Origin of the sequence: Nocardioides sp. NPDC101246 (assembly GCF_044767415.1) — a bacterium.
In the GTDB taxonomy this organism is placed as follows: Bacteria; Actinomycetota; Actinomycetes; order Propionibacteriales; family Nocardioidaceae; genus Nocardioides.
In genome coordinates this window covers 81,713-107,899 of sequence record NZ_JBIWNX010000018.1, presented here as the reverse complement: position 1 = coordinate 107,899, position 26,187 = coordinate 81,713, and the positions used below count along the sequence as shown (strand labels likewise).

Sequence of the window (26,187 nt, the reverse complement as noted above, 5' to 3'; positions counted from 1 at the left end):
GCTCAGTAGTGCGGCCTGTTCGGCGCACCCATCTCCTCACGTAGTCCGTTCTCCGTCAGATCGTAGGAGTGGTCCGGGTCGATCCGCTCCGGGGTGCTGGGGTCGTTGTCATGGTCGACCGGGAGACCCACGGCCACCCGCTCGCCCTGCTCGACGCCGTGGTTGGCCGTGTCGTCCCCGGAGTACTCCGTGCGGTCGAACTGATCGTGGCGGAAGTCGTAGGCGTGGGCCATCTCGTGGAACAGCACCACCACCGGCGGCCCCTCCTCGATCCAGTCGATGCGGGGCGAGTAGTTGATCCGCTCGCCGCTGGGCTCGGCGGTGCTGTTGCTGTTGTCGTCGTACTCCGCGATCGTCAGGCCCTGCTTGTTGAAGCCCAGGAACCCGGAGTCGTCGTACGTCCTCTGGAAGTCGGCCAGCATCTGCTGCCCGCGCGGGGAGGCCGCCAGCAGCTCCAGATCGGCCCGCACCCGAGCCTGGAACTCCGGGCTTCCCTCGATCTTGATGAACTCGGGGATCTCGTCGATCTCGACCTTCACCGTCTTCTCGGTGCCGGTGCCGGTGTCGCCGCTCTCGGCGTAGGCGGTGTCATCGCCCGAGCCGCCGGCGATCGTGTCCGAGCCCGTCCCGGCGTACGCCACGTCATCGTCGCCGCCGCCGGTGATCCGGTCGTCGCCGGAGCCACCGGAGAGGGTGTCGGTCCCGGCGCCGCCGATGATCCGGTCGTTGCCGCCACCACCCTCGAGGAAGTCGTTGCCGTTCTCACCTGCGACGACGTCGTTGCCGTCGAGGCCGTAGACCGAGTCGTTGCCCTCACCGCCGTAGAGCCGGTCGTCGCCGGTCTGGCCATCGATGTAGTCGCGGTCCGCGCCACCACTGACCCGGTCGGAGCCCGCGCCGGCGTCGACGTAGTCGTGACCGCCGAGGCCGTAGGCGCTGTCGTCACCGTCTCCGCCGTGGAGCACGTCGTTGCCCTCGCCACCGATGAGGGTGACATCCAGGTCGACCCCCTTCGGCACGCCGATGCGGTCGTTGCCGCCACCTCCGCGCACGATCAGCTCCTGGCCGGCAGGCACGCGGTAGACGGTCTCACCGCTGCTGTTCTTCACGACGACGATCTGCTCGCCGGTGTTGGGGTCGATGAAGACGGTCACCTCGTCGTCACCGTCGCCCGTGCTGATCACGGTCTGGTCGCCGGAGGTGATGATGCCGGTCCCCTGCGCCCCCGCGGGCAGCTCGAACCCATCGTCGGTGCCCTCCGCCACGGCCTGCCACACCCGGGCGATCTCCTGCCAGCGGGTGGTCGCCGCGTCGAGAGCGTCGCGATCGGTGGCGAGCTCGGTGTCGAGGCCCTTGCGGATCTCGTTGGCCGCGCTGATCGCGTCGTCGACCTGCTGGGACTCCTCCGGCGTCGTCGGCCGGAAGATCACCTCGCCACCGACTCCCCTGGAATGGGGCACGCCGACCACCGTCGCCCAGGACTGGTCGAGACGACCTTGGGCGATGCGTACGGACCCCGCGGAGCGGGCCAGCACGCTCGCGACCTTCTCGGCCAGGCCTGCCGCGGTGTCGAGATCGGTCATGATCTTCTTGCGGTGCTGGTCGTAGGAGTCGGCCGTCTTCCCCTCCCAGTCCGCGGCCCGGACCCGGCGGGAACCCGCGTCGACCGCGTCGCTGGAGTCGGTGACGGCGGTGCCGAGCGATGCCCAACGGCCCGACGCGCGGTCCAGCTGACCTGCGTCCTCGTCCAGATCCCACAGGCTGCTCATCAGCGGCCACCGTCGTAGACGGACCAGTCGACGGTCGGGTTGTAGGGGAAGATGCCGCCGATGCGAGGGATGTCGGAGCGCATTCGCTCGGCCGCGTCCTCGTCCGTGGTCGCGAACAGGAACGCGCAGGCATAGATGTCGTCCATGTCCTGCTCGAGCACCCCGGCCAGCCGACCGACGGCGGTGCTCGCGGCGTCACTGACGCTCACGTGGGCGGCGACCAGGCCGGGCCCGCCGGAGGAGTTGCCGGCCGCGGTGCCCGGGATGTCCAGCTCCGCCACGTTGTCGGTGAAGCCGTCTCGTGCGGTGTCCGCTGCGGTACGCAGGTCGTCGGCGAGCGTGGTGAGCGACTCGGGAATGCTGATGGTCATACGGTGTCCCCCAGTTCAGCCAGAAGTGGTCCCGTGTAGGTCCTTCCCCGATCCGGCCGCGGCTAAACCGATCTGCCCGAGATTTTACCTATCCGGGCTCGCTCGGTAGGCGTCAGTAGGCACCGAGCTGCTGGCACAGCAGCCGGTAGAACGCGGTGTTGGTCAGCGGGGTGAGCCGGTCCTCCAGCGCGAGGTGGACACCGTCGGGACCGTTGATCCCGGCCAGCGTCCACGAGCCGACCGTGACCGACCAGGCGGTGCGCGCGCCGAGCTCCTGCAGGACCCCGTCGCGAACTTCCTGGTCCTCGCCCACGAGCTCGGCCATCCGGGCGGTCGGGAACGGGCGCACCGACCCGGTCGCGCCCTTGACCGGGCGGATCTTCAGCGTGCGCACCAGGCTCGGGACGAGGTGACCTCGCGGGGCCTCGAGGGGCTGCGTACGGGTGCCGTCGACGCCGAGCTCGAGGTGGATGCCCGAGGGGCCGACCGCGGCGCGGTGCTCGAGGCGTCCCCCGGGGCCGGCGAGGATCCAGACGACCTCCGTCGCCGCGGCGCTCATGCCGGGCTCCAGGTCGCGGCAGCGGCGTCGATCTCGGCAGCCCAGGTCGCATAGTCGCTGGTCAGGAAGGTGGCGGTCAGGGTGTGGCCGACTCCGTCGATCGCCACGAACCACTGCTCCATGGTCAGCGCGGAGCCGCCCGGCCCGTCGTACATCGCCAACCGCCGCCCCGCCTCCTGCCCGGCGATCGTGAGGCGCTCGAGGTCGATCGGCGTGTAGCCCGGCATCATCTCGGTGAACGCCATCTCGGAGCCGACCTGCCAGTCGCGGAACCCCAGGTCGCCGTTGGTCTGGGCGGTCACCGTCAGGTTGGAGCGGAACGTGCCGCTCTCCGGCGCGAGCGCCAGAAAACGTACGCCCTCGGGTGGCTCGACGCTCTCCCAGCCTGTCGGGAGGGTCAGGGTCGTCCGGTGATCAGACACGGTCACTTCTTCTTTCCCGCGGTGCGCTTCTTCGCCGGGCGCGACTCGCGATACCACTTCGGCTTGATGAACGGCGGGGTGGGCACGATGACCAGCACCGGGTAGACGATGCAGGTGAGCAGGAAGAGCCCACCGATGATCGTCCATGCCGCGGTCTGTTCCGGCACCAGCCCGAACGCCGTCGAGCCGGTGATGGCCAGCGCGGAGATGCAGGGCAGATGGATGAGCACGACGTCCTCGCCCACACCGCCCCGGTTCCACGCGGTCGCCCAGGAGCGGGCGCGAGCGGAGAGCCCGAGATGTTGCCAGATGCTGACCCCGGCGCCGATGACGCCGACGGCGAGGATGAGTGCGGCCCAGATCATTGCGGTCCTAGTCCCAGAAGGTGATGGCGTCGCCGACATCGGAGGCTACCTCGCCGGCGCCCTCCGCGAAGTCGCTGACCCCGTCGACCACTGCCTCACCGAGCTCGCCGGCCTCGTCGACCACGAAGTCGGCCGCCTTGCCGGCCAGCCCTGAGCCGATCGCACCACCGATCACGCCACCCACGACACCGCCGATGACCGTGCCCGGGCCGGGGAAGATGCTGCCGATGGCGGCACCGGCCTGAGCGCCGACCCAGGCCCCACCCGCGGCGCCCGCGGTCGTGATGGCCGAGGTGCTCACCGTCCGGCTGACCCGCTCCGTCGTCGACAGCGACGGGTCGTCGGCGTCCTTCTGCCACTGCTCCCACGCCGAGGTGCCGGCCGTGACCACCCAACCGGCCCGGGTCGCCCACTTGCCAGCGGTCAGCCACTTGCCGCGTACGGCTGCCTTGTTGGCCTTCGCGTGCCAGTTCTTGTCGTTGAGCACCTTCGCGGCGCGCTCCAGCTTCGTCAGGCTCGAGGGACTGGCGAACCGGCCGTTCACCCGCGGCTGGAACGTGCCGTAACGGCTCTTCACCATCCAGTCGACGCCGGCGCCGGCTCCCAGGCCGGCCAGCCCCAGGGCGTACGCACCGATCTGCATGCCGTCGGAGAAGTCCTTCGGCAGCAGGCCCAGATCCTCGAGGCGGTCCTCGATCCAGCCGTCGCCGGTCGACTTCGAGATCGCCTTGCCGAGGTCCTCGTGGGCGTTGTCCTCGTCCTTGCGAGCCGTCTCGACCCGGCTGACCAGGTCGTTCCACTTCTCGACCTTGGTGTTGTGGGCGTTGACGTCGTCCTCGGAAGCGTCGTCGCCGGGGTCGGTCGGCGGCGAGATCATGGTGCCGCTGACCGTGAGGCCCGCGCCGCCGGCCTCGGTGCGGATCGTCGACATCTTGGTCTCGACCGCCTTGAGGTCACCCGAGAAGGTCGAGAGGCCCTTGCCCATGGCCTCGATACGCGACTCCAGCTGACGCAGGTCGCTCTTGCGCCTCTCCGCCTTCGACTCGAAGGCGGCGCCGGCCTGGCCCTTCCACGAGCCGGCGGTCTTGATCGCCTTGCCGAGATCGTCGAGGGCGTCGCCGACCGCGTCCTTGGCGGTCGTGCACGCGTCCGCCGCGGTCTGGGCCTCCGACGCGTCGCCGTAGACCTTCGTGTCCATCGCCTCCGGCATCAGTTGCCCCTCACCCGCTGCTCGTGGCGCCGGCCCGCGTCGCCGGCCGCGTCATCGGTCGTGGTCGCATGGTCGAGAGCGTTCTGTACGCCGTCGCTGAGAGTCCCGAGACCTTCCGCCATCCCGCCGACAGCCGCCGCCAGCGACGCGAGCGCGGTCGCGACCTCGGAGGACGACTCGCCCACGTCGGGCGTCTTCTGCAACGGCTTGGCCTGCTTGAAGAGGTCTCCGCCGGCGGTGTCGAGCGTGCTCTTGATGGACCTGAGATCGTCGGGATTGACGTGCATGTCGTCGTCACTCATGCCTTCGTCCTACCCGCTTTCGCCGATTTCAAACATGACGAAACCACAATGCTCTATAAGGCCATCTCAGCCGGGCTCCGCACGTCCTGTTCGCCCTCGACGATCTTGCGGGAGAGCACGGCGAGCGCCTCATCGAGCTTGGCGTCGTCGGCACCCCAGTCGGCGAGCTCGGCCGCCAGCCACTGCTTGAACGCCGCGACCAGCTTGTCGAGCTCCTCCTTCCCCGCCTCCGTCAGTGCGTACGCCGTCTCGTCGCCGTAGAGGTAGCCCTCCGCCGCCGCGGTGGCGAACGCCGGCGCCAGCACCGCGCCCGGCATTCCGAGGCGGTGACCGATCGCGACCAGCGAGGTCTCACCGCCGACCCACTCGCGGATCCCGATCTGGCGTACGCACCACGCGGTCGCGGCGTCGAGGTCGACCGCCGACTCCCGGATCATGGTGAAGGTCTCCGGCGGCTGGCGGCGGACGAGCTGGGCGACGGCGACGTCGAGGCGCATGGCGCTGTCGGAGGAGTTGGGCATGGCGAAGCCGTCGCCCGGGTCGGTCGCGGCCGCCCTCGAGCTGTCACGCAGGGGCACTTCCTTGAGGAAGAGCGCGAGGAAGAATGCCAGCCCGGCGACGGGGACCGCGGCGAGGAAGACGACGTGCAGCGTCTCCGCGTAGGCAGTGATGATCGGCGCGCTCTGGGCGTCGGGCAGCGCGTGCAGGAGAGTTGGTGTCGCGACCTGCTCCGGGGAGACTCCGGCCGTGGTGAGAGCGGCGGGGAGCCGGTCGGCGAGCCCGTTGGCGTATACGGTGCCCATGATCGAGGCGCCGAACGAGCTGCCCATCGTCCGGAAGAACGTCACGCCCGAGGTCGCGACGCCGAGATCCTCATAGGCCGCGGTGTTCTGCACGATGATCGTCAGGATCTGCATGCTCAGGCCGACACCCATGCCCATGATCAGCAGGAACAGCGACATCATCAGGGTGCTGGTGTCGGCATCCATGGTCGAGAGCAGATAGAGCCCCAGCGCCATGATCAGCGCACCGGCGACCGGGAAGATCTTGTAGCGGCCCGTCCGGCCCACGATCGAACCCGCCAGCGTCGACGTCACCAGCAGGCCGACGACCATCGGCAGGGTTCGGATCCCGGACGACGTCGCGGAGACGCCGTGCACGTACTGCATGTAGGTCGGCAGGTAGGTCATCGCACCGAGCATCGCGAAGCCGACGATGAACGAGAGCACGACGCTGACCGTGAACACCCGGTCTCGGAACAGCCGCAGGGGCAGGATCGGAGAGACCGCCCGCGACTCCACCCAGACGAAGATCGCGAACGCGACCGCCGAGCCGATGAACAGGCCGATGATGGTCGCCGATCCCCAGGCGTACTCGGTCCCGCCCCAGCTGACGGCCAGCGTCAGCATCGAGGCGCCGAGGCCGACGAAGAGGATGCCGAGGTAGTCGATCGAGGGTCGCTTGCCGCGGGCGATCTGCGGCAGCGTCAGGCTGGCGATCGCGATCACGGCGATGCCGAGCGGCAGGTTGATGTAGAACGCCCAGCGCCAGGAGAGGTGGTCGGTGAAGAGACCGCCGAGGAGCGGCCCGAGGACGGTGGTGGCACCGAAGACCGCCCCGAGGGCGCCCTGGTACTTCCCGCGGTCGCGCAGCGGGATGATGTCGCCGATCAGCGCCGTCGCGGTCACCATCAGGCCACCTGCACCGATGCCCTGCACTGCTCTCGCGCCGATCAGCCAGGCCATGTCGGTCGCGAACCCGCACGCGGCCGAGGCGAGGATGAAGAGCCCGGCGGAGACCTGCAGCATCAGCTTGCGACCGAAGAGGTCACCGAACTTTCCGGCGAGCACGGTCGCCACCGTCTCGGCCAGAAGGTAGGACGACACCACCCACGACAGGTGGCCGGCACCTCCGACGTCAGCCACGATCGTCGGCAGCGCGGTCGACACGATCGTCTGGTCGAGAGCCGCGAGCAGCATGCCGAGGAGCACGGTGCCGAAGATGAGATTGATCCGGCGCCGGCTCAGCTGAGGCTCGGCCTCCGATGCCGCCTGCGGTGCTGCCATTCCGACCCCCACGTCTCGACTGGGATCAAACTAAGCCAAACCGCAGGTTTGGGCGAGAGGCCTCGCGGAGTGTCAGGCAGCCTCCTCGTGGTGGTCGGCCAAGTCGCGGATGAGGCTCGCGGCCGGCTCGTGGACGAATTCTGCGAACCCGCGGAGCGCGGCGAGGCCGTCGAGCGGCACGCCGGCGCCGAGCGCCGTGATCGTCTCCGGTCGCGCCAGCCAAGCGGCCAGGCACGCGGGATAGTCGGCCGGATGGTTGAACAGCTCGTCCAGCTCGTCCAGCTCTTCATCGTCGGGGTTCCTGAACGCGTGCAGACCCGCGTCCATGGCGAGGTTGACCAGCCCGTACGGGATGTCAGTGAGCAAGCCATAGTCGCGCAGCCCGCGGTGGGTCCAGATCTCTCCCGGCTCGCGATCCGGCGCCCCGGTCCTGTCACGCAGCGCGTCGACCCACCGCTCCGGCTCGTCCGCGACGGCGTACGCCACTTCCTCAGGCACCCGCAGCGGCGCGGTCTCGAACATCAGACCCTCGTCGATCGGCACGATCCGCCCGATCACGCAATCGCCGTCGTCGACGAGCAGACCGGCGCCGATGTTGATCGTGGTCACCTGCTCCCCGGTCCTCGGATCCTCCCAGAACAGGTGGCGCGGCGCGCGCCCCAGCAGCCGGACGCCACGCATCGGCGCGCGCACCCACTCCCAGATCCGGTCGGCGCCGGCGATGAGGTCGCCCGAAGCGTGGTGGCGCAGGAACGCCTCGAGCCCGCCGAACTCGTAGAGGAACGTCTGGCGATAGACCCAGTCACGATCCAGGATCTGGATCCGCGCGTCCTCCCGGTCACGTCCGGGGTCGGGGCCGCCACGGACGTCCAGGGCGACACGGATCGCTTTCGACATCCGCCACTGGTTGCGCGCATGGGTCCCCTGCATCGCCTGCGCGAGGATCCATCGCGAGTGCGCCCACCTCGGCATCAGCGCCTCGAGCAGCCGCAGCTGTTCCAGCCGCTCGACGCGCGACGGATGCCAGAACTGCTCCTTGTCGAGCTGGGCGCTGGTCGTGTGGATGATCTCCAGGGCAGCCTTCACATCCCCGCGGGCCTCGGCATCGTTCACCGCGAACATCGCCGGCCAGTAAGGACTGTCGACGACCTTCTCGGCGAACGACCGCCGCCGCGGATCCCCGGATCTGTTCGGTGGACGGGATGACTTCTCGCGCTTCTTTCGTTTGGGCATGACCCCAGCAGACCCCGGATCCGTACGCCCCGCCAGCGCCTATCACCGGCCTGTGGATAACCCCGTCCCGGAGCTCGCCTGTGGACAGTGATCGGCCCGCCGTTCAGGCAAGAGCGAGGAAGAGCTTCTCCATCTTCTTGGTGTCGACACTGTCGCGACCACCCTCGGCGAGGCACTTCTCCAGCCCGGTGGCGACCAGCGCGTAGCCACCTCGACTGACCGCCTTGTTGACCGCCGCGAGCTGGGTCAGCGCGTCCTCGCACTCCGAGCCCTCCTCGAGCATCCGGATCACGGACGCGAGGTGTCCGTTGGCCCGCTTGAGGCGGGTGATGACGGCCTTGATCTCGTCAGGCTCGAGCTGCATCGTCGTCCTTCTTTCCAGTGAGTGCTTCCAACATGCCACCGAGGCGCCGACGCGCGTCCGCCGCGACCTCGGCCACGCCGGCGTCCGAGCTGAACGAGGTCATCGCGGCCGGGTCGAAGATCTCCACCCGGGTCTCCTCACCCTCGTCAGCGACCACGACATTGCACGGCAGCATCGTCGCGATCCGCGGATCTGCCGAGAGCGCGCGATGTGCGAGCTGAGGCATGCAGGCTCCGAGGATCACCTGCTGTGGGACGTCGACGCCCAGCTTGGCCTGCAAGGTGGCGGACAGGTCGATCTCGGTGAGGACGCCGAATCCGGCGTCACCGAGGAGTTCTCGCACGCGCGGCAAAGCCTCCGCGTACGGCACGGGGACGGTGGCGCTCAGGGTGAAGTTGGTCATCAGTTCTCCTTCTCACAGCGATTCTATAACCCCCCAGGGGGTTATGCTACCGTCGTCAGTGTAACCCCCCGGGGGGTTACCTCGATCGGCTACTGAAGGGAGCCACCCATGACCACCACGACCGACCAGGCCTCACCCCACGGCAAGAGCGTCCTGCGCGACCTCGGGCCACTCCACCAGGAGCTGCGCCGCGCCATCCCCGACGTCTACTCCGGATGGGGCGGGCTCTCCAAGGCTGCCTTCGCCGACGGCGCGCTCGACCGTAAGACCAAGGAGCTGATCGCCTTCGCGATCGGCGTGGTCGAGGGCTGCGACGGCTGCATCGCCTCCCACGGCCAAGCCGCCGCCCGAGCCGGCGCAAGCCCCCAGGAAGCAGCCGAGGCCATCGGCGTCACCTTCCTCATGCACGGCGGCCCCGCCACCATCCACGGCGCGCGAGCCTTCGACGCGTTCTGCGAGTTCGTCGACGCCCTCGACGCCGGCGAACCTCCCGCCTGACCACCGACCAGATCCACTGAAGCAGGAACCGAAACCATGTGTCGCCCCGTCCGCTGCAAGAAGTGCAAGAAGACCACCTGGGCCGGCTGCGGCCGCCACGTCGCCGCCGTCAAAGCCTCCGTACCCACCGGGCAGTGGTGCTCCGGGCACTCCGCCGACCCCAAGGACCCCAACGGCACCTGGCTGGCGCGCATCCTCGGCCGCTGACTGTCGGAGGTCACGCCTATCGTGCCCGAAGTGAGCACTTCCGCCGATCCCGAGCTCGCCGCGCGTGACCTGGACGCGCGGCGAGCATGGGCTGCGCGTGAGCTGGAACTGCAGGACGGCGTGGCCAGCCGGGCACAGCTCACCTGGGGTGGCTACACGCCCAACGACATCCGCCGCGCGATCCGTCGCCGCGAGATGCAGGCGGTTCACCGCGGCGTCTACGTCACCCATACCGGGCCGCTCACCTGGCGTCAGCGCGCGTGGGCCGCGGTGCTCTACGCCGAGCCGGCGGCGCTGTGCGGCCCGTCCGTCCTGGAGCCACAACGGACCACCGACGCCGACGGCCCGATCCACGTAGCCATCGACCACACCCGTCGCCTCGTCCCACCGAACGGTGTCGTCATCCACCGCGTGGTCTGCCTCTCCCGACAGATCTTCGCCGGCACCCGCCCGCCCAGGCTCAAGCTCGAGGACAACGCCCTCCTCCTGGCACGAGACGCCGCCTCCCAGATCGAAGTGATCGGCCTGCTCACCGACACAATCGGCCGCCGGGGAGTAACCACCAATGCCGTACGCACCGCGCTGACGCGCCACCCACGACTCCCCCGCCGCGCCTTCATCCGCGATCTCCTCACCGACGCGGAGGCCGGCACGTGCTCGGTTCTCGAGCACGGCTATCTCACCCGCGTCGAACGGGCCCACGGCCTCCCGACGGCCAACCGCCAGAGCCGGCGACTGACGCCAACGGGGATGGAGTTCCGCGACGTCGAGTATGAGACGTACGGGCTGGTAGTCGAGCTGGACGGCCGCCTCAACCACGATTCGTGGAGCGCCCAGGGTCGCGACGCAGACCGAGATCTCGACGACCTGGCCCTCGGCGGCCGGTCCACCGCCCGGCTCCGATGGCACCAGGTCTTCGACACCTCCTGCCGGACCGCAGCCAGGATCGCCCGAGTCCTGAAAGCCCAAGGCTGGCGAGGTGACCCCGTGACTTGCGGCAAGGACTGCGACCTCCCGACGTGGGAGTCCTGAGGTCACCCAGTGACACCAGCACTCCCACGTCGACCCCTCAGGCCAGGCGCCCGCCGCTGTGGACGTGCACGTGGACGTGCTTGGAGTCTTGGTATGCACCCAGGTTGGTCAGGACCGCCGCGGCGCCGTACTCGGACTCGACGTCCTTCGCAATCGCCTGGACGACACCGAGCAGTTCACGTATGTCGGCCTCGTCCGCAGCGCTCACCGAAGTGAGCGACCCGATGTGCCGTGTGGGCACCACCACCACGTGGACCGCCCAGTACGGCCTCGTGTGATGAAACGCCAGCACTCGCGCGGAATCATGAACGACGTCGAGCCGCTCAGGATGCGGAATGGCGAGTTCGCAGTAGAAGTCGGATCCGTCGTACGGGATATCCGTGACCATTCGGCTCCTCACTCCGACCTCCCGATCTCACCGCTTCCGCGGCGTCACCGGGACCTCGTTGGAGTTGATCGAGTCCCGCTCGGCCTCGCTCATCCCAGCCGCGGCAAGGATCCGCTGAACCATGTCGTTCTTGCCCCCGCCGTACTCATAGATGTCGGCGGCCGTCGCACCGACCCTCTTCTTCACCTCGCCGTACTCGTCTCGCAACGACGGATCCGAGCGGAGTACGTCGCGGACGGCGAGGTGATTGTGGAGGGCGAGAGACCCTTCGACGATCACGTAGGTGTTCGTTCCCACGAGCCGGGCGGGCTCCCAGAAGGCCCAGCGCTGCGGAATGCCGAGCTCGCCCCGGGCCTCGAAGCCCAACGAGACCAGGACCGCCGAGGCCGCTTCGACGTGCTCGGCCCGCACCACGATGTCGCAGTCGATGATCGGCTTGGCCGCGAGACCCGGCACCGCTGTGCTCCCGACATGCTCGATCGCGACGACCGGGACTCCCGCGTCGGAGAGCGCAGCGGCGTACTCCTCACGCAGCGCCACGAAGCGGGCAGCCCAAGCCGGGTCGTAGTCCGAGACCTCGATCATGGGAGATGACTGTAGCGATCCGGAAGCAAGTCCGGTCCCGCACCCGAGATGGGTGCGGGACCGGACTCAGTCACTCAGAAGCTCAGCTGCAACCGGAGGTCGAGCCGCAGCCCTCGCAGACGTAGCAGGAGCCGGCGGGGCGCATCTTGGTGCCGCAGGTGAAGCAGAGCGGGCTGTCGATGGCCATGCCGCTGATCGACTCGAGCAGCTCGGTGGTGGTGTGGGCGGTGGCCTTCGGCGCATCCTCGACGACCTCGGCCTCCTCCTCGATCTCGGCCTCGACCGCCTCGACGACCGGAGCGGCCTTCGGGGCCGGAGCCGGCTTCTGGACGAGCTCGGCGGCGGTGGTGCCGTTGCCGAGCTGCTCGTAGGAGCCGGTCTCGAGGTAGCGCTGACGCTCGTCGGCGGAGTAGATGCCGAGAGCCGAGCGGTCCTCGAAGGACATGTAGTCCAGCGCGAGGCGGCGGAAGACGTAGTCCATGAGCGACTGCGCCATGCGTACGTCCGGGTCGTCGGTCAGACCGGCGGGCTCGAACTTCAGGTTGGTGAACTTGGAGACGTACGTCTCCAGGGGCACGCCGTACTGGAGGCCGACGGAGACCGCGATCGAGAAGGCGTCCATGACACCGGCCAGGGTCGAGCCCTGCTTGCCGAGCTTGAGGAAGACCTCACCGAGCTCGCCGTCGGCGTGGGCACCCGAGGTCATGTAGCCCTCGGCGCCACCGACGGTGAAGGAGGTGGTGCGCGAGACGCGGGACTTCGGCAGGCGCTTGCGGGTCGGCGCGTAGACGATCTTCTCGATGATCTTCTCGACCACCTCGGGCGCGACCTCGGCCTCGGCGGCCGGAGCAGCGGCAGCGGTGGAGAGACCCTGGTCCTTCTTGGCGTTCTCCGACTTGCCGTCGGCCAGCGGCTGGCCGACCTTGCAGTTGTCGCGGTAGATCGCGGTGGCCTTCAGGCCCAGCTTCCACGACTCCATGTAGACCTGCTCGATCTCCTCGACCGTCGCGGTCTCGGGCAGGTTGACGGTCTTGGAGATCGCACCGGAGAGGAACGGCTGGGTCGCCGCCATCATGCGTACGTGGCCCATCGGCTGCAGCGCACGCTTGCCCATCGCGGTGTCGAAGACCTCGTAGTGCTCCTGGCGAAGACCCGGGGCGTCGATGACGTGGCCGTGCTCGGCGATGTAGGCGACGATCGCCTCGATCTGCTCGGCCTGGTAGCCCATCTTCTTCAGCGCGCGCGGGATCACCTGGTTGACGATCTGCATCGAGCCGCCACCGACGAGCTTCTTGAACTTGACCAGCGAGAAGTCGGGCTCGATGCCGGTGGTGTCGCAGTCCATCATGAAGCCGATGGTGCCGGTCGGCGCGAGCAGCGAGGCCTGCGCGTTGCGGAAGCCGTTGACCTTGCCGATCTCGACGACGTCGGACCACACGCGGGTGGCGGCGTCGATGATGTTGCGGTCGACCGGGTTGATCGAGCGGACCGCGTCGTTGGCGGCCTGGTGCTTGCGCATGACCCGCTGGTGGGCCTCGGCGTTGCGGGCGTAACCGGCGTACGGACCGACGACGGCGGCCAGCTCGGCCGAGCGCTTGTAGCCGGCACCGGTCATCAGCGAGGTGATGGCGGCGGCCATCGTGCGGCCACCCTCGGAGTCGTAGCCCAGACCCATCGCCATCAGCAGCGCGCCGAGGTTGGCGTATCCGATGCCGAGCTGGCGGTAGTCGCGGGTGGTCTCGCCGATCGCCTCGGTCGGGAAGTCGGCGAAGCAGATGGAGATGTCCATCGCGGTGAAGACGACCTCGCAGGCCTGCTGGAAGCGCACGGCGTCGAAGGTGTCGTCGTCCTTGAGGAACTTCAGCAGGTTCAGCGACGCCAGGTTGCAGGAGGAGTTGTCCAGCGACATGTACTCCGAGCACGGGTTGGAGCCGGTGATCCGGCCCGTCTCCGGGTTGGTGTGCCAGTCGTTGATCGTGTCGTCGTACTGCAGACCCGGGTCGGCACACTCCCACGCGGCGATCGAGATCTTGCGGAACAGGTCGCGGGCGTCGATCTCCTCGATGACCTCACCGGTCGTACGCGCCCGGAGGCCGAACTTCTTGCCCTCCTCGACAGCGCGCATGAACTCGTCGGAGACGCGCACGGAGTTGTTGGCGTTCTGGTACTGCACGGACGAGATGTCCTTGCCGCCCAGGTCCATGTCGAAGCCGGCGTCGCGCAGCGCGCGGATCTTGTCCTCCTCGCGCGCCTTGGTCTCGACGAACTCCTCGATGTCGGGGTGGTCGACGTCGAGCACGACCATCTTGGCCGCGCGGCGGGTGGCGCCACCGGACTTGATGGTGCCCGCGGACGCGTCGGCGCCGCGCATGAAGGAGACCGGACCGGAGGCGGTGCCGCCGGAGGACTTCAGCAGCTCCTTGGAGGAGCGGATGCGGGAGAGGTTGAGACCGGCACCGGAGCCGCCCTTGAAGATCAGGCCCTCCTCCTTGTACCAGTTCAGGATCGAGTCCATGGAGTCGTCGACCGAGAGGATGAAGCAGGCCGAGACCTGCTGGGGGGACTCGGTGCCGACGTTGAACCAGACCGGCGAGTTGAAGGCGAAGTGCTGGTTGACCAGCAGCCAGGTGAGCTCGCGACCGAAGAGGTCCGCGTCGGCCTCGGAGGCGAAGTAGTCGTTCTCCTTGCCGGAGGCGACGTAGGTGTTCACGACCCGGTCGATCAGCTGCTTCAGGCTCTGCTCACGCTTGTCGGTGCCGATGGCACCGCGGAAGTACTTCGTCGTCACGATCGTCGAGGCGTTGATCGACCAGAAGTCGGGGAACTCGACTCCGGTCTGCTCGAAGACGGTCTCGCCGGTCTTCCAGTTCTTCTGGACGACGTCGCGACGCTCCCAGGTGATCTCGTCGTAGGGGTGGACGCCCTCGGTGCTGAAGATCCGCTCGATCTTCAGCCCGGCGCCTGCCTTCGCCGATGCCTGTGCCTCTGCTGCCGTGTCTGTCATTTCGTTCCCCCTGTTGTCATCGATCGCTGTGCCGTACTGCTGGTCGGTGCTGATGGTGGAGTCTCCTGTTGCGCCCTCACGGGCTTCGTACGTCTTGCTGAGCTGTTTCGTTGGTTGGCCCGAGCAGGTCGCTTCCCCACGGCCTGCCCGGGCCGGTCTGTGTGTCCCGTGGGACCTAGTCGGAGCCCACCGGGGCCTCGACCGGATGTTCTGCCTCGTAGTCCTTGACTTCCCGTTCCGTACGCAGCATCTGGATCTCGCGCTCGAAGTCCTCCGCCGAGCCGAAGGCCCGGTAGACGCTCGCGAAGCGCAGGTAGGCCACCTCGTCGAGCTCGCGCAGGGGCGCGAGGATCGCCAGCCCCACCTCGTTGCTGGGAACCTCGGCCAGCCCCTGGCTGCGCAGCGCCTGCTCGACCTCCTGGCCGAGGCAGGCGAGCTGGTCCTCGGTGACCGGCCGGCCCTTGCACGCCTTGCGTACGCCGTGCACCGCCTTGTCGCGGCTGAACGGCTCCGCTGCGCCGGAGCGCTTGGCCACCATCAGCTGCATCTGCTCGACGGTCGTGAACCGCTTCCCACACTCCTGGCAGACCCGGCGGCGCCGGATCTGGCCACCGTCCTCGGCCACGCGGGAGTCGAGCACCTTGGTGTCGCTGTGTCGGCAGAACGGACAGTGCACGGTCGAGCCCCTCTCGTGAGACCTGTGGATCCAGGCCGTCTCAGCGGCGGCCCGAGCCTGTGGAACCTGTGGATATGAGCGTGAGTCCCTGTGGAACAACACCCCCATCGCTGTGGGCCATCCGCCTGTTCATGTGAACTAGATGTGGATAACTACAGCGGTGTAACTACTAGATGTAGTGGTAACCGTACGCCCGCCCCCACGACGATGCAAGCGAGCGACGCGTTTACCCGCGCGTCCGGCGTGTCGCGGGCCAAACACCGAAAGATTCCGGTTCAGCGGCGCCGGACTGGGCTGGATGAGTAAGAATGGCCCCCGTGACAAACATCTCCGGAGGAAATCGCGTCGGGTCGCGGAGAGGCACGCGCCCCAGAAGCGGTCCCCGGCCATCTTTCATCTTGCCTGCGATCGCGACACTGGCCTTCCTCGTCATCTGGGGAGTGCTCGTGTGGGTCGCCGTCGGTTTCGGGGCCGACGCACGGGGAGGCGATTCCGGCGCCTGGGCGAAGCTCGCCGTCGCGGCGGTCGTTGCAGTCGCCTGCCTCTTCTTGACCTTCACCTTCGCCGGGAAGGCCTGGCGGGCCTTCTCCGGCTCCCCGACCCCGCCACCCACCGACGACTACACCGGCAGCCACTCCAACGCCTACGTCGAGGAGCAGGACTACTCGGACACGACCTACTCCGACCAGCAGGTCTACTCGGAGCAGGCCTACCCGGAGCAGGACTACTACGGCACCGGTTCCTACGGCTACGACGACACCGGCTCCTACGGCCGGCACAGCACCGACACCGGGAGCCAGCCGCCCTACGGCGACACCGGATCCCAGTCGTCCTACGGCTATCCCGGCAGCGATCAGGGCTACGGCAACACCGGCAGTCGGGCCGCCTACAACACATCGTCCTACCTGCCGCCGACCACCCCGCCGCCTTCCCCGCAGCCCTACTACTCGAGCCCGCCGACGCCGACGTCGACGCCACAGAGCACTTCGGGGTACGGCTCGCAGGGATACGGCACGGACAGCTACCCCACCCAGCAGGCCGGGTCCGGGCAGTATCAGTCCGGCGCCTACCAGACCCCGACCGGCTACGAACAGACCGGTTCGAGGGCTCGGCTGACCCAGGACCCCGCCGCGACCCAGGCGATGCCCGCTCAGCGCCAGCCCCAGAGCACGCCGGTCGAGCCGGACGACGAGTGGCCGCCGCGGCACGGCACGCGCAACAAGCAGTGGCCGCCGGCCGAGCCGGACACCCCCTACCGCGGGCGCCACTGACGAAGACACAGCGAGAGTGCTGCAGACGCTTCCCATCGTCTGCAGCACTCTCACTCTTTTCCCCGGGTAGCCGGCTGCCAGGGGTCGAAGGTGCAGCCGGACATCTATGGCGGCCCTTACGGCGCGGTCGGGATGATCAGGGTCTGGCCGGACACGAGCATCGAGGACTCGAGGCTGTTGAGCTCCTTGATCGTCTGCTCCATCTCCCGAATCGAAGCGTCGCTGCCGGCGACGGCCTTCGAGGAGATGTCCCAGAGCGTGTCGCCATCGCTGACGACCATCGTGTGGGCGGAGGGAGCGGGGCTTTTTTCGGCACCACCCTCCACGGCGAACGCCACCCGCGCTCCGATGAACGCGATCCCGAAGAGCACGACGAGCGCGAATGCGAACACGACGACTCGTCCGCGACGGGTGAGCCGAACGGTCGAGCGACGCACCTCCCGCACCGGACGGGGCGGCTCGGCTACGGGCAGCACATAGACTGTTGCACTCATCTCACGGCCTCCTGATCACAAGTCTCTCGATCACGTGTTCGATCGAGCACATGTTCGAAGGTAGATCACGTGTTCGAACAACGCAAGTAGCGACGCCCAGAATTTTCGAACGCCGACACGCGCCGCCCACGAGGTCGAACAAATGTTTGATGTCGTGGTGCCAGAGGGACTAATGTGGTGACATGACCACGCAGAAGACAGGCACCGGATCAGGCGGTTCGAAGAAGAGCCGCGTCCGCGAGTTGCCCGACGGGCCGCCGGACGCGACCGGGCTCACGCCGCGTCAGCAGCGCATCCTCGCTCACCTGCGCGACAGCATCGAGCAGCGCGGCTACCCGCCCAGCATGCGCGAGATCGGCGCCGCGGTCGGGCTGACCAGCACGAGCAGCGTCGCCCACCAGCTCCGTGCGCTGGAGCAGCGTGGTCTGATCCGCAAGGATCCGAAGCGACCGCGCGCCCTCGAGGTCTTCCTCCCCGAGGTGATGGCCCACCGCAAGGCCATGTCCGGCGAGGAGCCCGACTCGACGATCAGCGCCGAGGCCGACATCAACCCCAACCCCGACGCAGCCATGGTCCCCCTGGTCGGGCGGATCGCGGCCGGTGGCCCGATCCTGGCCGAGGAGACCTCGAGCCAGCAGAGCGTCGAGGACGTCTTCCCGCTGCCCAAGCAGCTGGTCGGCAACGGCGACCTCTTCCTGCTCTCGGTCTCGGGTGACTCGATGGTCGACGCGGCCATCTGCGACGGCGACTTCGTGGTCGTGCGCCAGCAGCCGACCGCCGAGAACGGCGAGATCGTGGCCGCGCTGATCGACGGCGAGGCCACGGTCAAGACGCTGTCCCGCAAGGACGGCAAGGTCTGGCTGCTGCCGCACAACGCTGCGTACGAGCCGATCGACGGCACCCACGCCACGATCCTCGGCAAGGTGACTGCGGTCCTGCGCAGCCTCTGAGCCCGCCCCGGGGAACGGCCCGGGAACACTGCGTGATTTCAGCCGCCGGCCCTGTCAGGGCCGGCGGCTGCGTCTCGTCCACCTGCTCGAGCCGAGCATGCTCGACCCACGCTCCACCCGCCACGGCAACCGGAAGCAACCGGCTCCATCGCGTCACGCAGCAGGTCTAGGCCGTGTCCGCCGGACACAGCGGCGCTCTGCGCTTAGACTGCCCAGGTCTGCCTTCCCGAACGTCTGGTATCTCATGCGAAACATTGTCCGCCGGATCAACCGGAAACAACGCTCCCTCGTCTTGATCGCAGGCATGGTCGCCGCGACATTCGTCGCCACCATGCCCGCAACCGGTTCGACCCCGGCGACCTCGGTGAGGACCGGCGGTGACACCAGCGCCGAGCAGCCGGTGACGGAGAAGGTGGCCCGGGAGGCGCTCGCCGCGGCCAAGAAGGTCAAGCGCAACCAGTCGGTGCGCGGCGCCCGCCAGGTCGTGCCCGGGCGGCACATCGCCGGCCGGCCCGACGCGACCATCGCGCTGACCGACCTGTGGAACGCCAAGGACGCCCTGGACGGCTCCAACAAGGCGGCCGCGCGTGAGCTGCTCGCCCGCCCCCGCACCGCGACCCAGACCTGCAGCGACGTGGTCTGCGTCCACTACACGCCGGGCAAGGGCGGCGACCGCGCCTCGACGGCGTACGCGACCCAGGTCCGTGACGTGGTCACGAAGGTCCACAACCTCTACGTGCAGGCGGGCTACCGCAAGCCCGCGGCCGACAAGTCGGTCACCCCGGGCAAGGTCGACATCTACCTGGAGAACCTCTACGACGAGGGCTACTACGGCTACTGCGCGCCCGAGACGAAGGTCTCCAAGACCGCCGCGACGGCCTACTGCGTCCTGGACAACGACTACGCCACCAGCGAGTACGGGTCGTACAACACACCCACCGAGAACCTCCGGGTGACCGCCGCGCACGAATACTTCCACGCGGTCCAGTTCGCCTACGACGCCGGCGAGGACCGCTGGATGATGGAGTCCACCGCGACCTGGGTCGAGGACGAGGTCTACGACAGCATCAACGACAACCGGCAGTACCTCGGCTACGGCCAGCTCGAGGACCAGCGCAAGCCGCTGGACAACTCCTACGCCTCCAACCTCGGGATCTACGGCAACTGGATCTTCTTCCGCTACCTGTCCGAGCGCTTCGCCAAGGAGCGCGGGACGCTGCCGGAGGTGGTCCTCTCGATCTGGAACCGAGCGCCCTCCACCTACTCCACCACCGCCATCCGGCAGGCGCTCGCCGCCCGCGGCACCACGCTGAAGCAGGAGTACGTCCGCTTCGCCGCCGCCAACCTGGCCCCCTCGAAGACCTACAGCGAGGGCGGGGCCTACTACCCGCCGGTCTATGACGGCCGCACCGCGCTGCCCGCCAAGCGACAGACGGTCGACGGCAAGTTCACCCTCAAGCACCTGACGTACGCCTCCCAGCGCCTCGTCCCGAAGAAGGTGGGCAAGGGCTGGAAGCTGCGCGTGAAGGTCGACGTGGCCCGGCCCAGCGCCAACGCCGCCGTGATCAGCGTGTTCCGCACCGACGGCACCCGCGGCGTCTACTACCTCAAGCCCAACAGCAAGGGCATCGCCACCAAGACCATCGAGGGCTTCTCCTCGAAGCGGATCCGCAAGGTCGAGGTCACCTTCGCCAACGCGAGCAGCAACTTCAAGTGTGGCCAGGGCACCGCGTTCTCCTGCCACGGCGTCGCGACCCCCGACAAGGCCACCCACCGCTGGTGGGCGAAGACCTACCGCTGACCCGACTCCCCGCCGAGTCGGCGGGGGTCAGGCCGAGGCCATCTCCGAGAGACGCTTGAGCGCCTTTCGTACGACCTCGGGGTCGGTCGTCGCCCACATCGGCGGCAGGCTGGCCTTGAGGAATCCGCCGTAGCGGGCGGTGGCCAGACGGGCGTCGAGCACGGCCACGACGCCACGGTCGGTGGTGGTGCGGATCAGCCGGCCGGCACCCTGCGCGAGCAGCAGCGCCGCATGCGTGGCGGCGACCTGCATGAACCCGTTGCCGCCGGCCTTGTCGGCCGCCTGCTGCCGGGCCGACATCAGTGGGTCGTCGGGCCGCGGGAACGGGATCCGGTCGATGATCACGAGCTGGCAGGTGTCGCCGGGGACATCGAGGCCCTGCCACAGCGACAGCGTGCCGAAGAGAACCGTGTGCGGGTCGGCGACGAACTGCGCGGCGAGCTCGGGCAGCTGGGCGTCGCCCTGGGCCAGCGTGGTCAGGTGAGGCAGCTTCTGGCGCACGACCTCGGCGGCGGCCTCGGCGGCACGCCGGGACGAGAAGAGCCCGAGCGTACGCCCGTCGGCGGCGTCGACCAGGTCGACGATCTCGTCGAGGGTCTTGGCACCCATCCCGTCACGCCCGGGAGGGGGCAGGTGTCGGGCGACGTAGAGGATCCCCTGCTTGCCGTAGTCGAACGGGCTGCCGACATCGAGCCCGATCCACGGCAGCACGTCATCGGTACGCTGCGCCCCGGCGCCCACCTCGGTGCGCTCCTCCGCCTTGAGCCCGAGGGATCCGGCCACGGGGCCGAAGTCGCCGCCGAGCTTGAGGGTCGCCGAGGCGAAGACGACGGTCTTCTCGGTGAGCAGCTTCTCGCGCATCTGCGCCCAGACCTGGAGCGGCGCCACGCAGAGTCGGGGCGGGATCCTGTCGCCGCCCTCGTTGAGCCAGATCACGTCGTGTTCGGAGGCGGCGGCCATCCGCTCGGCGGTGTTGAAGACCTCCTGCAGGCCGCCCTTGGCCTGCTGGAAGCCGGGGTCGGCGCTGTCGGAGTCCTTCGGCTTCGGGAGCGCCGAGATCGCGGACCGGGCGGCGTCGCGCACCAGCACGAGCGCGTCGGAGATGACCTCCGGCAGGGTCACGAACCGCCCGGGTGAGCTCTCGCTGATCGCGGCCCGCAACGCGTCGGAGGCGTCGGCCAGGTCGTCGGCCTCGGAGCCCTCGATGTGCTTCTGGGCCCGCCGGGCGGCCCGCTCCACCTCGGCCGCGGTCAGCTCGTCGGTCGCCGCCTGGGTGACCCGGGCGACGAGCTCGTGGGCCTCGTCGATCACCACGGCGTCGTACTCCGGGATCATCGGCACGCCCTCGATCGCGTCGATCGCGAGCAGGGAGTGGTTGGTGACGATCAGATGGCTCTTCTGGGCCTTGTCGCGAGCGACCTCGACGAAGCACTCCTCGCCGAAGGGGCACTTGGCGGCGCCGAGGCAGTCGCGGTGGTTGACGGAGACCTGGCGCCACTCGCGGTCGGTGTGGCGGGGCGCGGAGTCACGCTCGCCGCTGCCGCCCTTCTCCGCCTCCTTCTCGGCCCAGCTGCGCAGCTCGAGGACCTTCTCGGCCATCGGACCCAGCGGGACGTCGACCAGCGTGCCCTGGTCGTCGGGAGCGCCCTCGCGCACCCGGTGGAGGCAGGCGTAGTTGGAACGGCCCTTGAGGACGGCATAGGACGCGTCGACGCCGGGACGTGAGCCGATCGCCTTGACCAGGCGCGGCAGGTCACGCTCGACGAGCTGGTGCTGCAGCGCCAGGGTCGCGGTGGCGATCACGACCCGACTGTCGTGGAGCAAGGAGGGGACCAGGTAGGCCAGCGACTTCCCGGTGCCGGTGCCGGCCTCGACCAGCAGGTGCTCCTCGTCGACCAGGGCCTGCGCGACCGCGTCGGCCATCATCACCTGACCCTCGCGGGTGGCTCCGCCGAGGGTCGCGACCGCATCCGCCAGGGCTTCACGTACGGGCGTCTGGGAGGCGGTCTCGGTTGATGTCACTCGGGCAACCTTAGCCGTGCGTGGGGACAGTCTCCGATCGGCTCTCCGCGATCCGCTGGGCGACGATCTCCCCGAACTGCATGTGACCCGCGACCGTCAGGTGGGTGTTGTCATCGAGCATGGGCAGCTCGAGGTCGAAGACGTTGATGTACGTCACCCCGTACTCCGCCGAGACCCGCCGCATCATCTTGTTGACGGCCCTGATGGCCTTGGCACGGGAGTTCACCTTGGGCGCGCTGAGCACGACGACCTCGTGGTCCTTCAGCTCGTCCAGGGTGGCCCGGAAGCCCTTCTCGACGTCGTCGAGGTCGCTCTTGGAGTCGTTGATCCCGCCCTCGAGCACGACCAGGTCGGCCCCTTGCGCCACCGCGTCGGGGACGCGCTCGGGGAACGAGATCGGGCCGCACCGCTCCATCAGCGCGTGCGAGTAGCCGGTGCCGCCGAAACCGGAGACGCGCACCTCACCGTCGAGATAGCGCGGCCAGGACAGACCGGGGTCGTCCAGCCCGAAGCCGGAGGCCCAGGAGTCACCGATCACCACGACGCGCTCGCCGGCTCCGGTCACCACGGAGGCGCGGGTCACCGACTCGGCGGCCAGTCGAGTGCACAGGTCCTGGGTCACCTCGGACTGATGGCTGGGCTTCTGCCCCGGGAGCACGCCCTCCTCCTGGCTACCACAGCCTGCGAGCACGGCCACCAGGACAGCACCAGCCAGCGCGCTCACGACCGTGGCGCGTGCCGCGTGGCGTACCTCTGTCCGCATCCCTGCCCTCTCCGACGACTGATCGTCCCAAGTGTGAGGGACGAGCTCGGCATCGCCAATGTCGCAACGCCGGATCAGCGTCCGAGATCAGGCAGAGTGCGCGCTGCGCGCGCTTACTCCTTCGCTCGGCACGAACGGACGAGCAAGCTCGCCGCTCGGCCTCGCTCAGTTCGTGTACGCGGCCAGCTCGCCGGCCAGGTCCGCGTTGGCGCGGCCCTTGACGACGGTGCCTTCGGCAGTGTGCTCGAGGTGGTCGATCTCACCGTGCTGGTGGATCCGGTTGACCAGGTCTCCCCGCTCGTAGGGAAGCAGCGCGGAGAACTCGACTCCCGGCCGCGGCAGGTCGGTCTCGACGGCCTTGATGGCCGCGTCGATGCCCTCGCCGGTCTTGGCCGAGACCGCGACCGAGTGGGGCTCGGCGCGCAGCAGCCTGGCGATCACCAGCGGGTCGGAGATGTCGGCCTTGTTGATCACGACCAGCTCGGGCACCTCGCTGGCACCGATCTCGGCGAAGACCTCACGCACCGCCGCCAGCTGACCCTCGGGGTCGGGGTGGGAACCGTCGACCACGTGCACGACCAGGTCGGCGTCGGCGACCTCCTCCAGCGTCGAGCGGAAGGCCTCGACGAGCTGGTGGGGCAGGTGACGCACGAAACCGACGGTGTCGGACATCGTGTAGACGCGGCCGTCCTCGGTCGTCGTCTTCCGGGTGGTCGGGTCCAGGGTCGCGAAGAGGGCATCCTCGACGAGCACCCCGGCGCCGGTGAGCCGGTTGAGCAGCGACGACTTGCCGGCGTTGGTGTAGCCGGCGATCGCGACCGCCGGGATGTGGTGGCGCTTGCGGTCGGCACGCTTGGTGTCGCGGGTGCCCTTCATCGCCTTCAGCTCACGGTTGAGCTTGGCGATCTTGGTGTTGATCCGGCGACGGTCGGTCTCGATCTTGGTCTCACCGGGGCCACGGCCACCGATACCGGCACCGCCGGCGACCCGGCCACCGGCCTGGCGGGACAGATTGCCACCCCAACCACGCAGCCGCTGCTTCATGTAGCTGAGCTGGGCGAGCTCCACCTGCGCCTGACCCTCGCGGGACTTGGCGTGCTGGGCGAAGATGTCGAGGATCAGCGCGGTCCGGTCGACGACCTTGACCCCGGTGCGGTCCTCGAGGTTCCTGAGCTGGCTCGGCGCCAGCTCGCCGTCGGCGATCACGGTGTCGGCGCCGGTCGCGGCGACGATCTCCTTGAGCGCCTCGACCTTGCCGCGTCCGATGTACGTCGCAGGGTCCGGCGCCTGGCGACGCTGGTAGATCGCCTCGAGCACTTCCGAGCCGGCGGTCTCGGCGAGGAGCGCGAGCTCGGCCAGGGAGTTCTCGGCGTCGGTCTGGGTGCCGCCGGCCCACACGCCCACGAGCACCACTCGCTCGAGGCGAAGCTGGCGGTATTCGACCTCGGTGATGTCCTCGAGCTCGGTGCGCAGGCTGGCGACGCGCTTGAGCGCGTGGCGCTCGGCGAGCTCCATCGCACCGACGGTGGGGTCGGTGTCCTCAGGATCCTCGTCGGCATAGCCCGACTCGAAGCTGTCGTCGAGCGCGTCCCAGTCCTCGGTGGCCTCGAGCTCGTCAGCGAGTGAGAATTCGTGTGCGTTGTTCGTCATATACCAACAAGGATACGGCGCCGCTCCACCCGGGGGACAATGCTTATCCGCGGGCTCGATCCGGGGCCGGTCTCAGCGCTGCTCGAGCGCCTCTCGCAGGACCTGTCCGATGTCCTCGGGCCGCTCGGCGACGTACGCGGCCCCGCCGGTCGCATCGGCGATCGCCTGCAGCGTGCCGAGGTCGGCGTCGGCGGTGATCCCGATCCCGAGGACGCGGACCGGCCGCCGCGGGTCGGAGGCAGCCTCCAGCTGGCGTACGAGCTCTGCCACGTCCATCGAGTCGGGATCGTCGTTGGTGCCGTCGGTGAAGAGGAGCACGTCGTTGGAGGCCAGCGGGTCGTAGGAGGCGACCGCGGCCTGGTAGGCCGCGAGGGCGGTGTCGTGCAGGGAGGTGCCGCCGCCGGTGCGCGCGGTGAGACCGGCGATCTCCGCGGTCAGCTGCGCGCGCTGGTCCTTCGAGGCCAGCTGGCGGGTGGGAACGAGCACCTTGTGGTCGCCGCCCAGTGTGCCCTCGGTCTTCTCGGAGAAGGCCCAGAGTCCGATCGCGGCGCTACCGGGAAGCAGACTCACGGCCTCGGACGCAGCCTCCTGGGTGAGCTGGAGGCGGGTGGTGGCGCTGTCGGGAGCAGAGGGCCAGGCCATCGAGCCCGAGACGTCCATGACCGCGATCGCCCGGGTCGGCCGAAGCCTGGCGTTCCACTCCGAGGCGGTCTTCGCCACCGTCGCCGAGTCGACCCGGGTGTACGCGCCCACGTTGGGGGACGGCTTGCCGGCGCCGCTGGTGCGGAACCCGGCCTGGGTCAGCGCGGTGTCGGCGGCGCCGCTGTCGAGCACCCGGGCGAAGCTGGTGATCGAGGCGGCGATCGAGTTGCGGCGCGAGGAGTCAGCGGTGATCAGGACCGGGTAGTCGAGGACCACCGTGCCCTCCTTCGGCGCACTGGCCTTGAGCGCCGGCGCGTACGTCGACCACTGCTGCTCGCTGGTCGCGGTCACCCCGCTCATCACCGTCTGCAGCTCCGCCAGGCGTCCTGAGTCGGTCGGCCCGGCGCCCTCCTCGCCGGAGGCGATCCGCTCCGCGTACGGCTCCAGCTTGGCCTCGCTCTGGGGCTTGCCCCGGCTCGCGACGGCCGTGCCGAGCGCGCTCATCATCCGCTGGGGGTCACCCATCAGCAGGTCGTCCTCGACGAAGGCCTCGGCGAAGGACGTACGCGTCAGGCCGTCACCGGAGACGAGCACGACCGGCGAGGAGGCCATCGAGGCCCGCAGCGTCACCGGCTCGACGGCCGGGTGGATCCGGTCCAGCCAGAGCGAGGAGTCGGGGATCCATACGTCGGGGAGATCGCCGTCGAGCGCCAACGGCTGAAGGACCTGGTCGGTCTTGGCCGCCTCCACGTCGAACTGGCCACAGCCGGCGTCCTCGAGGATGTTGCCCACGACGGTCGCCGCCTCGGGAGCCACCGCGACCGTCATCTGCGGGCCGAGGCAGGTCTGCTCACCGCTCGAGGCCGACTCGCCGCTGGCAACCAGCGCGGTCGCGATCAGGCATACGACCAGCACGCCGGCCGCACCGGCGATCACCCTGACCGTCTCCCGCGTCAGTCGTGGCTCGCGCGGGGGCTCGCTCGCACCCGCCGGCCCCGCGGAGTCGGGCTCGATGATCGCGAGCGCCTTCGACGTACCGGTGTCCGCCTTATCGGACATGCGAACTCCCCTTGCTCCGACGTCCGCGGAACGGTCTGAAACGGGCCGCGGCTGGCGCACACATTAGCGGTGCGCCAGCCG

At 69.0% G+C, this 26,187-nt stretch carries 26 protein-coding genes; 6 read left to right on the top strand and 20 right to left on the bottom strand.

All coding sequences use genetic code 11. The annotated features are described in order from the left end of the window. Positions 1–2: 2 nt before the first annotated feature. From ACIRON_RS26750 to ACIRON_RS26700, 11 genes are all read right to left on the bottom strand, one after another. Entirely contained in the window at positions 3–1,769 is a 1,767-nt protein-coding gene (locus ACIRON_RS26750) for a M91 family zinc metallopeptidase (protein ID WP_402997221.1), read from the bottom strand. Beyond that, positions 1,769–2,140: a hypothetical protein gene (locus ACIRON_RS26745; RefSeq protein WP_402997218.1), complete on the bottom strand. Its 372-nt coding sequence runs from the start codon at positions 2,138–2,140 to the stop codon at positions 1,769–1,771. The genes ACIRON_RS26750 and ACIRON_RS26745 overlap by 1 nt, the downstream gene beginning before the upstream one ends. Before the next feature lie 112 nt (positions 2,141–2,252). After that, entirely contained in the window at positions 2,253–2,699 is a 447-nt protein-coding gene (locus ACIRON_RS26740; protein ID WP_402997217.1) for a hypothetical protein, read from the bottom strand. Beyond that, on the bottom strand, positions 2,696–3,121 hold the full coding sequence (locus tag ACIRON_RS26735) for a hypothetical protein (protein ID WP_402997215.1): 426 nt from the start codon (positions 3,119–3,121) through the stop codon (positions 2,696–2,698). The genes ACIRON_RS26740 and ACIRON_RS26735 overlap by 4 nt, the downstream gene beginning before the upstream one ends. A 2-nt stretch (positions 3,122–3,123) precedes the next feature. Next, positions 3,124–3,486: a hypothetical protein gene (locus ACIRON_RS26730; protein WP_402997213.1), complete on the bottom strand. Its 363-nt coding sequence runs from the start codon at positions 3,484–3,486 to the stop codon at positions 3,124–3,126. A gap of 7 nt (positions 3,487–3,493) precedes the next feature. Continuing rightward, positions 3,494–4,696 carry a WXG100 family type VII secretion target gene (locus tag ACIRON_RS26725; protein WP_402997210.1) on the bottom strand — a complete coding sequence of 401 codons (1,203 nt, stop codon included), beginning with the start codon at positions 4,694–4,696 and terminating at the stop codon, positions 3,494–3,496. After that, complete coding sequence (locus ACIRON_RS26720) at positions 4,696–4,998, bottom strand: hypothetical protein (RefSeq protein ID WP_091051636.1); 303 nt, start codon at positions 4,996–4,998, stop codon at positions 4,696–4,698. The genes ACIRON_RS26725 and ACIRON_RS26720 overlap by 1 nt, the downstream gene beginning before the upstream one ends. A 53-nt stretch (positions 4,999–5,051) precedes the next feature. After that, complete coding sequence (locus ACIRON_RS26715) at positions 5,052–7,064, bottom strand: MDR family MFS transporter (protein WP_402997207.1); 2,013 nt, start codon at positions 7,062–7,064, stop codon at positions 5,052–5,054. 72 nt (positions 7,065–7,136) lie between these two features. Further along, positions 7,137–8,186, bottom strand: a complete 1,050-nt coding sequence (locus ACIRON_RS26710; protein ID WP_402997205.1) for a hypothetical protein — start codon at positions 8,184–8,186, stop codon at positions 7,137–7,139. 214 nt (positions 8,187–8,400) lie between these two features. Continuing rightward, a complete protein-coding gene (locus ACIRON_RS26705; RefSeq protein WP_141802705.1) occupies positions 8,401–8,661 on the bottom strand; it encodes a metal-sensitive transcriptional regulator in 261 nt (86 codons plus the stop codon). Continuing rightward, on the bottom strand, positions 8,645–9,064 hold the full coding sequence (locus tag ACIRON_RS26700; protein ID WP_402997202.1) for a DUF302 domain-containing protein: 420 nt from the start codon (positions 9,062–9,064) through the stop codon (positions 8,645–8,647). The genes ACIRON_RS26705 and ACIRON_RS26700 overlap by 17 nt, the downstream gene beginning before the upstream one ends. Before the next feature lie 108 nt (positions 9,065–9,172). Here ACIRON_RS26700 and ACIRON_RS26695 point away from each other — a divergent pair, with 108 nt between their 5' ends. From ACIRON_RS26695 to ACIRON_RS26685, 3 genes are read left to right on the top strand one after another with little or no spacing between them, the layout of a single operon-like run. Next, on the top strand, positions 9,173–9,562 hold the full coding sequence (locus ACIRON_RS26695; protein WP_402997200.1) for a carboxymuconolactone decarboxylase family protein: 390 nt from the start codon (positions 9,173–9,175) through the stop codon (positions 9,560–9,562). Between the two features lie 36 nt (positions 9,563–9,598). Continuing rightward, the gene (locus tag ACIRON_RS26690) at positions 9,599–9,769 is read left to right on the top strand and encodes a hypothetical protein (RefSeq protein ID WP_402997199.1); all 171 of its coding nucleotides are present in this window, start codon (positions 9,599–9,601) and stop codon (positions 9,767–9,769) included. A gap of 30 nt (positions 9,770–9,799) precedes the next feature. Further along, positions 9,800–10,801 carry a hypothetical protein gene (locus ACIRON_RS26685; protein WP_402997196.1) on the top strand — a complete coding sequence of 334 codons (1,002 nt, stop codon included), beginning with the start codon at positions 9,800–9,802 and terminating at the stop codon, positions 10,799–10,801. A gap of 37 nt (positions 10,802–10,838) precedes the next feature. Here ACIRON_RS26685 and ACIRON_RS26680 read toward each other — a convergent pair whose 3' ends face one another. From ACIRON_RS26680 to nrdR, 4 genes are all read right to left on the bottom strand, one after another. Further along, positions 10,839–11,189: an HIT family protein gene (locus ACIRON_RS26680; protein ID WP_402997194.1), complete on the bottom strand. Its 351-nt coding sequence runs from the start codon at positions 11,187–11,189 to the stop codon at positions 10,839–10,841. A 27-nt stretch (positions 11,190–11,216) separates the two neighbouring features. Continuing rightward, positions 11,217–11,774: a GrpB family protein gene (locus ACIRON_RS26675; RefSeq protein WP_402997192.1), complete on the bottom strand. Its 558-nt coding sequence runs from the start codon at positions 11,772–11,774 to the stop codon at positions 11,217–11,219. 82 nt (positions 11,775–11,856) lie between these two features. Beyond that, a complete protein-coding gene (locus ACIRON_RS26670; RefSeq protein ID WP_402997189.1) occupies positions 11,857–14,778 on the bottom strand; it encodes a vitamin B12-dependent ribonucleotide reductase in 2,922 nt (973 codons plus the stop codon). Positions 14,779–14,953: 175 nt separating this feature from the next. After that, positions 14,954–15,454 (bottom strand): transcriptional regulator NrdR, encoded by a 501-nt coding sequence (nrdR, locus tag ACIRON_RS26665; protein WP_402997186.1) that lies wholly within the window; start codon positions 15,452–15,454, stop codon positions 14,954–14,956. 398 nt (positions 15,455–15,852) lie between these two features. Here nrdR and ACIRON_RS26660 point away from each other — a divergent pair, with 398 nt between their 5' ends. After that, a complete protein-coding gene (locus ACIRON_RS26660) occupies positions 15,853–16,725 on the top strand; it encodes a hypothetical protein (RefSeq protein ID WP_402997184.1) in 873 nt (290 codons plus the stop codon). Positions 16,726–16,841: 116 nt separating this feature from the next. Here the strand turns inward: ACIRON_RS26660 and ACIRON_RS26655 are convergent, their stop codons facing one another. Further along, the gene (locus tag ACIRON_RS26655) at positions 16,842–17,219 is read right to left on the bottom strand and encodes a LysM peptidoglycan-binding domain-containing protein (protein WP_091051613.1); all 378 of its coding nucleotides are present in this window, start codon (positions 17,217–17,219) and stop codon (positions 16,842–16,844) included. Between the two features lie 182 nt (positions 17,220–17,401). Here ACIRON_RS26655 and lexA point away from each other — a divergent pair, with 182 nt between their 5' ends. Both lexA and ACIRON_RS26645 read left to right on the top strand, forming a co-directional pair. After that, positions 17,402–18,169, top strand: a complete 768-nt coding sequence (gene lexA, locus ACIRON_RS26650) for a transcriptional repressor LexA (protein WP_091051610.1) — start codon at positions 17,402–17,404, stop codon at positions 18,167–18,169. Between the two features lie 304 nt (positions 18,170–18,473). Beyond that, positions 18,474–19,970, top strand: coding sequence for an MXAN_6640 family putative metalloprotease (locus tag ACIRON_RS26645; RefSeq protein ID WP_402997180.1), 1,497 nt, complete (start codon positions 18,474–18,476; stop codon positions 19,968–19,970). A gap of 27 nt (positions 19,971–19,997) precedes the next feature. On the opposite strand, the gene ACIRON_RS26640 is transcribed toward ACIRON_RS26645, so the two are convergent. From ACIRON_RS26640 to ACIRON_RS26625, 4 genes are all read right to left on the bottom strand, one after another. Next, positions 19,998–21,992, bottom strand: coding sequence for an ATP-dependent DNA helicase (locus ACIRON_RS26640; RefSeq protein ID WP_402997177.1), 1,995 nt, complete (start codon positions 21,990–21,992; stop codon positions 19,998–20,000). Positions 21,993–22,002: 10 nt separating this feature from the next. Beyond that, positions 22,003–22,755: an SGNH/GDSL hydrolase family protein gene (locus ACIRON_RS26635; protein ID WP_402997174.1), complete on the bottom strand. Its 753-nt coding sequence runs from the start codon at positions 22,753–22,755 to the stop codon at positions 22,003–22,005. 165 nt (positions 22,756–22,920) lie between these two features. Then, complete coding sequence (gene hflX, locus ACIRON_RS26630; protein WP_402997172.1) at positions 22,921–24,405, bottom strand: GTPase HflX; 1,485 nt, start codon at positions 24,403–24,405, stop codon at positions 22,921–22,923. A gap of 72 nt (positions 24,406–24,477) precedes the next feature. Further along, positions 24,478–26,106, bottom strand: coding sequence for a VWA domain-containing protein (locus tag ACIRON_RS26625; RefSeq protein WP_402997170.1), 1,629 nt, complete (start codon positions 26,104–26,106; stop codon positions 24,478–24,480). Between the last annotated feature and the right edge of the window lie 81 nt (positions 26,107–26,187).